The sequence below is a fragment of the Stenotrophomonas sp. 2YAF22 genome (assembly GCF_052114665.1).
GTDB lineage: Bacteria > Pseudomonadota > Gammaproteobacteria > Xanthomonadales > Xanthomonadaceae > Stenotrophomonas > Stenotrophomonas indicatrix.
Map to the genome: position 1 here is coordinate 1 of NZ_JBFRFE010000149.1, position 7,679 is coordinate 7,679.

The 7,679-nt window shown below is 65.4% G+C and carries 7 protein-coding genes; 6 read left to right on the plus strand and 1 reads right to left on the minus strand.

Going from position 1 to position 7,679, the window contains the following annotated elements; all coding sequences use genetic code 11:
* The coding region (locus AB4Y84_RS08165) for a LysE family transporter (protein WP_442249973.1) at positions 1-220 on the minus strand (220 nt) is incomplete at its 3' end.
* Positions 221-360: 140 nt separating this feature from the next.
* On the opposite strand from AB4Y84_RS08165, the gene AB4Y84_RS08170 reads away from it, so the two are divergent.
* From AB4Y84_RS08170 to AB4Y84_RS08195, 6 genes are all read left to right on the plus strand, one after another.
* Positions 361-1,266, plus strand: coding sequence for a LysR family transcriptional regulator ArgP (locus tag AB4Y84_RS08170; RefSeq protein ID WP_089239508.1), 906 nt, complete (start codon positions 361-363; stop codon positions 1,264-1,266).
* A gap of 160 nt (positions 1,267-1,426) precedes the next feature.
* A complete protein-coding gene (locus AB4Y84_RS08175; protein ID WP_442243835.1) occupies positions 1,427-1,861 on the plus strand; it encodes a tetratricopeptide repeat protein in 435 nt (144 codons plus the stop codon).
* 151 nt (positions 1,862-2,012) lie between these two features.
* Entirely contained in the window at positions 2,013-2,597 is a 585-nt protein-coding gene (locus AB4Y84_RS08180; RefSeq protein ID WP_442243836.1) for a hypothetical protein, read from the plus strand.
* A gap of 78 nt (positions 2,598-2,675) precedes the next feature.
* Complete coding sequence (locus tag AB4Y84_RS08185; RefSeq protein WP_442243837.1) at positions 2,676-3,122, plus strand: GNAT family N-acetyltransferase; 447 nt, start codon at positions 2,676-2,678, stop codon at positions 3,120-3,122.
* A gap of 205 nt (positions 3,123-3,327) precedes the next feature.
* Complete coding sequence (mqo, locus tag AB4Y84_RS08190) at positions 3,328-5,025, plus strand: malate dehydrogenase (quinone) (protein WP_442249974.1); 1,698 nt, start codon at positions 3,328-3,330, stop codon at positions 5,023-5,025.
* Positions 5,026-5,382: 357 nt separating this feature from the next.
* Positions 5,383-7,575, plus strand: coding sequence for a TonB-dependent siderophore receptor (locus AB4Y84_RS08195; protein WP_442243839.1), 2,193 nt, complete (start codon positions 5,383-5,385; stop codon positions 7,573-7,575).
* Positions 7,576-7,679: the final 104 nt, after the last annotated feature.

Below are 7,679 nucleotides of genomic sequence, written 5' to 3' on the forward strand. Positions count from 1 at the left end.
GCGCCGTGGTGAGCGTACGCAGGCCGGCCACGCTGGCGAAGATGAAGATCGCATCGATGGCCGCACATGTGGCGACCACCGGCACGATGTGCTTGCGCAGGATGCCCTGGCGCAGGATGAAGGCGCTCTGGGCGCCGACCACGGCAAACAGGCCGACGCCGGTAGCCGCACCACTGAACCAGGCACCGAGGCCGGTGCTGGCGGAGATGACCGAGAACATGGGATTCACTACCTTGTCTTGCTTGGGGGGAGCGGTGCCTCGCGAAGGCGGACAGCACCGGAACGGGCGCCATTGTCGCGCCGCAACATAGAAAAGACGAGCTAAACTTACTAAACCAACATTAGCGGAGCTTAATTGCCATGCGCATCGACCATGCCCAGCTGCGGGCCCTGGCTGCGGTGATCCGCGAAGGCAGCTTCGACCGTGCCGCGCAGTCGCTCAACGTCACCCCCTCGGCCATCTCGCAGCGGGTCAAGGCGCTGGAAGACCGCATCGGCCGCCTGCTGGTCAAACGGGGCACCCCGGCAACCGCTACCGCAGAGGGCCAGCTGCTGGTGCAGCTGGCCGAGCAGACCGCCCTGCTGGAGCACGATGCCCTGCACCGCATGGGCTTGGCCGACGAGGACCTGCCACAGGCGAGCATCCCGGTGGCGGTCAACCACGACAGCCTGGAGACCTGGTTCCCGCAGGCCGCGCAGCAGTTCGCGCAGAGCACCGGCACCACCTTGGACCTGCGGGTGGAAGACCAGGATCACACGGTCGAGCTGCTGCGCCAGGGCACCGTGCTGGGTGCGGTGACCACCCTGGACGAGCCGGTGCAGGGCTGCCAGATCCACGCACTGGGCAGCATCCGCTACGCCGCGACCTGCACGCCGGAGTTCCGCGAGCGCCACTTCGCCAAGGGCGTGACCGCACAGGCGCTGGCGCAGGCTCCGGTGCTGGTGTTCAACCGCAAGGACGACATGCAGTCGCGCTTTGCCCGGCGCATGGCCGGCGCCGACCTGCCCAGCACGGCCCCCACCTGGTGGATTCCCTCCACCCGCGCCTTCGTCCAAGCCAATCTCGGCGGGCTCGGCTGGACGATGAACCCGTTGCCGCTGGTGAAGCGCCATCTGGATGCAGGACGGCTGGTCTACGTGCGGCAGCGCGCGTGGGAAGACGTGCCGCTGTACTGGCAGCACTGGAAGGGCGACGTGCAGACCATGGCCCTGCTGACCCGGGCGGTGCTGGACGCCGCCTCGGCGCTGGTGCAGCGCAGGCGCTGAGCGGACGCGCATTGGTGGATGCCGACTTTGGTCGGCTTCGAACCTACTGCTCACGAATACGGGAACAGGGCGATCCCGACATTCAATTGCGTCATTGCCAGCCGACAGTTGCAGAGGTCCCGCGTAGGCTTGAGGGTTCATTGATTGCGAGCCAAACCGAATGGAGCTTCCTGACGACATCTACGAGCAGGTCACTGAGCTCTCCGAGCAGGGAAACACCTGCATGGATGCCGATGATCACGCTGGCGCAATGCGCTGCTGGCTGCAGGCCTTGGACAAGTTGCCTGCCCCTGCCAACGATTGGGAAGCCTACACGTGGCTCTGCGCCTCGCTTGGCGACGCGAGTTTTATGTCAGGACATTTTCCCGAAGCCCTACAGTACTTCGTGGATGCGCTGAATGGTCCGGACGGTCATGCGAACCCCTTCATCCTGTATCGGGTTGGCCAATGTCATGAACTTCAAGGACAACGGGATCAGGCGCTGGAGTACCTGCTCAGGGCTTATGCATTGGATGGCGAGGACATATTCGACGCTGACGATGAAGGCGGGAAGTACCTTGCCTTGCTGCATCAGCACGGCCTCACTTCGCCTTGATACCACCAAGACAGCCAAGCTTTGGGAATGCAGCCCTTGGTAGTCAGGACTCGTTGAGTCTCAGCCATGGAGAGGTCGGGCTGGAAACGACTTGATCCCCTCCGTCCCCTTTTCATGCAAGGATCGGCGCAACCGACGATGGGGCTGGCCGATGGAAACCGAACCGGTATTCCTGCATATCCGCGTGGTGATGGGGATCATCCTCGGCCTGTCCATCACCACCCTGCTGAAGGGGTTGGCGCAGATCATCGAGCACCCCCAGCGGCGCGGCTGTTCGGCGCTGCACCTGTGCTGGGTGATGTGGACGCTGGTGTCGCTGGTCACCTTCTGGTGGTGGGAATTCCGCCTCGTCGAAGTGCACCGCTGGACATTTGAAACCTATCTGTTCGTGATCACCTACAGCGCGACCTGGTTCCTGTTGTGCGCGCTGCTGTTTCCCGACGACCTGCGCGACTACGGCAGTTACGGCCACTACCTGATGCAGCGGCGGCGCTGGATCTTCGGGGTGATCGCGATATTGACGCTTCTGGACCTTGTGGACACCGCGATCAAGGGAGGAAGCCGCTGGCGGCTGCTGGGGGATGCGTACCCATTGCACACGGCGCTGATGCTCATCGTTGCCGCGTTGGGATGGCATCTGCGCAGCGCGCGCATGCAGTTGGTACTGGCCGCATCGACGCTGGCCTATCAACTGGGCTACTTCGCGGCGGAATACTTCACCATCGGCAGTGATTGAAGACCGCCACCGTCTCCATCCAATCTCCATCCTGGTCGTCCACACTCATCTGGTTCCGTTCGACCACAGGTTTCCCAGATGACGATCCACTACCGCGATGCCCTCCCCGATGATGCCGCTGCCTGCATCGACCTTCGCGGGCGCACCCGCGAAAACGCCTTCAGCGCCGCGCAGCTGGCCGAACTGGGCATCACCGAAGAGAGCTGGGCCGCCGGCATCTCCGATGGCGATTCGATTGGCCGCGTCGCCTGGGAGGGCGAGCGGATGGCCGGCTACTGCTTTGCCGACCGCGAAAGCGGCGAGGTGCTGGTGCTGGCCCTGCTGCCGGAATTCGAGAACCGCGGCATCGGCCGGCAGCTGCTGCAGGAGGTGGTCAGCCTGACCCGCGATTCAGGCCACACCCGCCTGTTCCTGGCCTGCTCGGCGGACCCGCATTCGCGTTCTCATGGCTTCTATCGGCATCTGGGCTGGAAGGCGACCGGCGAGGTCGACGAGGCCGGTGACGAGATTCTTGAGCTGCCTTGACGCGCGGCGCCGGGAACAGCCGCCGGGCATCGCCCGGCGCTACCGGGGATGGGGTCGAACGCGCAGGCCGGATGCTGCGTTGCATCAAAATCGGACCAGAAGCGGTTAAAATTGCCCCTGGAATGCTGCAAGGCGTTGTTTCTTCACGCTCTTTCCCTGCTTCTTGCGCATCCTGACCCCTTTCCCCGCCAACGATTCCGCCCCCATGAAGAAATTTGGCAAGGCCCTACTCGCCCTGCTCGTGCTGCTGTTGCTGGTCGCCGCACTGTTCCTGTACTGGCCGCTGACCCAGCGCTCGGTGCCCGCCGCGAGCAACGACAAGCCCGTCGATGTCGTGCTGGTCGGCGCCGGCATCATGAGCATCACCCTGGCCACCTACCTGCAGGAACTGCAGCCGGACTGGAACATCCAGGTCTACGAGCGCCTCGACGGCGTCGCCGGTGAAAGCTCGGACGGCTGGAACAACGCCGGCACCGGCCACTCGGCATTCGCCGAACTGAACTACACCCCGGAACTGCCCGATGGCAGCATCGAGACCAAGCGCGCGGTCGGCATCGCCGAATCGTTCGAGGTCTCGCGCCAGTTCTGGTCGCACCAGGTGAAGGAAGGGCGGCTGAGCCAGCCCAGCGACTTCATCAACCCGACCCCGCACATGAGCTTCGTCTGGGGCGATGACAACATCGCCTACCTGCACAAGCGCCAGCAGGCGCTGGTGAAGAACCCGCTGTTCTACGGCATGCAGTACTCCGAGGACCCGGCGCAGATCAAGCAGTGGGCACCGCTGCTGATGGAAGGCCGCGACCCGAAGCAGAAGGTCGCCGCGACCTGGATGCCGTTGGGCACCGACGTCAACTTCGGTGTCATCACCCGCCAGCTGACCGCCGGCCTGCAGCACAGCCCGAACTTCGGCCTGCACCTCAACCATGAGGTCAGCGCCCTGCGGCAGAACGTGGACAAGAGCTGGAACGTGACGGTGAAGGACCTCAAGGCCGGCACCGAATCCACCACCCACGCCCGCTTCGTGTTCATCGGTGCCGGTGGCGCCGCGCTGAAGCTGCTGCAGATGTCGGGCATCCCGGAATCGAAGGACTACGCCGGCTTCCCGGTGGGCGGCCAGTTCCTCGCCTTCCAGGGCCAGGACGTGACCTCGCGCCATGGCGTGAAGGCCTACGGCATGGCCGAAACCGGTTCGCCGCCGATGTCGGTGCCGCACCTGGATGCGCGCAAGCTGGATGGCAAGCCGGTGGTCCTGTTCGGGCCGTTCGCGCTGTACAGCACCAAGTTCCTCAAGCACGGCTCGTGGTGGGACCTGTATTCGTCGGTCAACCACAACAACGTCGGCCCGATGCTGGAAGTGGGCAAGGACAACCTGGACCTGGTTCAGTACCTGATGGGCCAAGCGCGCCTCAACGACGCCGATCGCCAGGCCGAACTGGTCAAGTACTTCCCCAACGCCAAGCCGGGCGACTGGAAGCTGGTCACCGCTGGCCAGCGCGTGCAGATCATCAAGCGTGATCCGCTGAAGGGCGCGGTGCTGCAGTTCGGTACCGAGATCGTGACCGACAAGGACCACACCCTCGCTGCGCTGCTGGGCGCTTCGCCGGGTGCCTCGACCTCGCCGCCGATCATGCTCGACCTGATGGCCAAGGCCTTCCCGGAACAGATGAAGGCCGGTTGGGAAGCCCGCCTGCGCGAGATCGTTCCTTCGTACGGCCGCAAGCTCAACGAAAGTGCCGCGCTGACCAACGAGATCCGCACGTTGACCAGCCAGACCCTGCACCTGCCCTACCTGGAGGTTCCGGTGGAAGCAGGTACGACGCCTGCACTGGCACCGACGGCCGCGCCGGCGCCGGCCCCGGCCAAGGAAAAGCGCAACGCCAACGAAGAGCTGCAGGCGCTGTAAGCCTGCGCTTGGCGGATGCCTGCGGACGGCCACCTTCGGGTGGCCGTCTGCGTTTGCGCGCGGCGACGGGGCGGAGCCCTCCCGCACGGGAGGGCTCTGCCCCGTTCCGGGAGGCCCCTCGCAGGACCAGGGCCCAGTGCCTGCGGCAGTGGGATCCAACCCCACCCTGACGCTTGCTGCGCGCCTGAAAGTCCCTGCGCAATGACGCGAATTGTAATGTTGTTAAGAATTATTTACATTTGCGTCCTGCGCAGTGACCGCGCCCCTCCCAGATGGACCTGACGTGCCCGAAGCCGCCGCCCCGGGTGCTGGACGACTGTTGCCGCCCCTTCCCCGCCTCTACGCTTCGAGCCCGCCATGACCCAGATTTTCCCCAGCCGCCTGCCCCGCCGTGCGCTGCTGCCCGCTGCCCTGCTGTCCTGCCTCACCCTGGCTGCGCCGTCGGCATTGGCCGAGGTCGCTGCCGACGCCTCCGATGCCAAGACCCTGGACCGGGTGAGCGTGCGCGCCGAGCAGTCCGCGCCGCCATCGAGCACCACCCGCCTGCCGATCACCCTGCAGGAAACGCCGCAGTCGTCCACGGTGATCGGCCTGCAGCGCCTGCAGGACGAATCGTTGTTCAGCCTCAACGACGTGATGCGCAATGTCACCGGCGTCAGCGTGTCCTTCTATGACACCCAGCGCCCGCTGTACTACGCGCGTGGTTTTGCCATCACCGATTTCCAGGTGGATGGCATTCCCACCTACAGCGGCTCGACCAACCAGGAATACGACACCGCCTTCTATGACCGGGTGGAAGTGATCCGCGGCGCCAACGGCCTGCTCAGCGGCGCGGGTGTGCCGTCGGCCACGGTGAACCTGCTGCGCAAGCGCCCGGGCAAGGAGTTCGACGCTTCGTTCTCGGTCAGCGCCGGCAGCTGGGACTACCGCCGCATGGAAGCTGACGTGACCGCGCCGCTGACCACCGACGGCCGCTTCCGCAGCCGCGTGGTCGCCGCCTACACCGATCGCGATTTCTATTACGACCGCTACAAAGAGAACAAGATGGCCGGCATGGCCGTGCTGGAAGGCGATGTGACCGACAGCACCACGGTGACCGTCGGCTACCAGACCCAGGACAACAACCCGGTGGGCTCGACCTGGGGCACCGTGCCGTTCTTCGACAGCCAGGGCAACTTCGCCCATCTGCCGCGCTCGACYAACCTGGCACCGAAGTGGAGCTACTGGCAGCGCGAGACCAGCACGGTGTTCGCCAACCTGGAGCAGCGCTTCGGTGACAACTGGCTGCTGAAGATCAACACCGCCTACACGCGTGGCAACGTGCAGAACATGCGCCTGTACGGCACCGGCAATCCCGACCCGGTGACCGGCGCGGGCATCTACCTGCGCACCGCCGCCGGCGATTCGGAAGACACCCGCCGCAACGTCGACGCCTACCTGACCGGCACCTTCAACCTGTGGGGCCAGCAGCACGACGTGACCGTGGGCGCGCAGTGGGCCGACCTGGAAGGCACCACCAACACCCTTGCGCTGAACTATCCGCGTGACTGGGCTCGTTGCGGCAGCGAGCGCTGCTACTACATTCCCAACGTGCACACCTGGGATGGCGACATCTCCGAAGTCACCTACACCCTCACCGGCGCACGCCGCGTGGCCAAGACCACGCAGAGCGGCTTCTACCTGGCCACCCGCCTGCGCCTGGCCGATCCGCTGGCGCTGATCGCCGGCGCACGCCTGAGCCGCTGGCAGACCCAGACCCGCGCCTACAACGCGGCCGGCGCCTACACCGCCACCAGCGGCGCGTACAAGGTGAGCGATGAAATCACCCCGTACGTGGGCCTGGTGTACGACATCACCCCGAACGTGGCGGCCTATGCCAGCTACACCGCGATCTTCAACCCGCAGAACTACAAGGACCGCAATGAGAACCTGCTGGCGCCGGTGCAGGGCTCCAACCTGGAAGCGGGCCTGAAGACGCAGTGGTTCGACGGTCGCCTGACCGCCAACGCGGCGGTGTTCGAAGCCAAGCAGGACAACTACGCGGTGCGTGACATGAGCGTGCCGGAAGGCTCACTCAGCGACGGCAGCTCGGCCTACATCGGGGTCAACGGCACCAAGGCGCGCGGCTGGGAGGTGGACGTCAACGGCGAGATCCTGCCGGGCTGGACGGTCAATGCCGGCTATACCCACGTCAAGGTGACCCGTGCGGCCACCGATCTGCTGTACGCCAACCCGGCCGAAGACCTGCTGCAGCTCAACACCCAGCTGCAGCTGCGCGGCGCGCTGGAACGCCTGAGCATCGGCGGTGGCGTGCAGTGGCAGAGCAAGGTGCAGGGCTACAACATCCCCTACCCGCTCGGCGGCACGGTGACGGTGAACCAGCCGGCGTATGCGCTGGTGCAGTTCAACGCCAACTACCGCATCAGCGACAACTGGACGGCGACGCTGAGCGTGCGCAACGCGCTGGACAAGACCTACTGGGCCAACCTGGACTACAACAACTACGGCGAACCGCGCTTCGTGGCGGCCAGCCTGCGCTGGAAGTTCTGAGCCCCCCGGGAACGGTGGGTGCCGACCATTGGGGGGTGCCCACTGCTGGGGGTGGGTGCTGACCGTTGGGGGTGGGTGCCCACTGTTGGGGGTGGGTGCCGACC

Excerpts from the sequence above, each read along its gene's own strand:
- AB4Y84_RS08180 (WP_442243836.1), top strand. The coding sequence starts at position 2,013 with ATGGAAACCGAACCGGTATTCCTGCATATCCGCGTGGTGATGGGGATC.
- AB4Y84_RS08170 (WP_089239508.1), top strand. The coding sequence starts at position 361 with ATGCGCATCGACCATGCCCAGCTGCGGGCCCTGGCTGCGGTGATCCGC.
- mqo (WP_442249974.1), top strand. The coding sequence starts at position 3,328 with ATGAAGAAATTTGGCAAGGCCCTACTCGCCCTGCTCGTGCTGCTGTTG.
- AB4Y84_RS08185 (WP_442243837.1), top strand. The coding sequence starts at position 2,676 with ATGACGATCCACTACCGCGATGCCCTCCCCGATGATGCCGCTGCCTGC.
- AB4Y84_RS08175 (WP_442243835.1), top strand. The coding sequence starts at position 1,427 with ATGGAGCTTCCTGACGACATCTACGAGCAGGTCACTGAGCTCTCCGAG.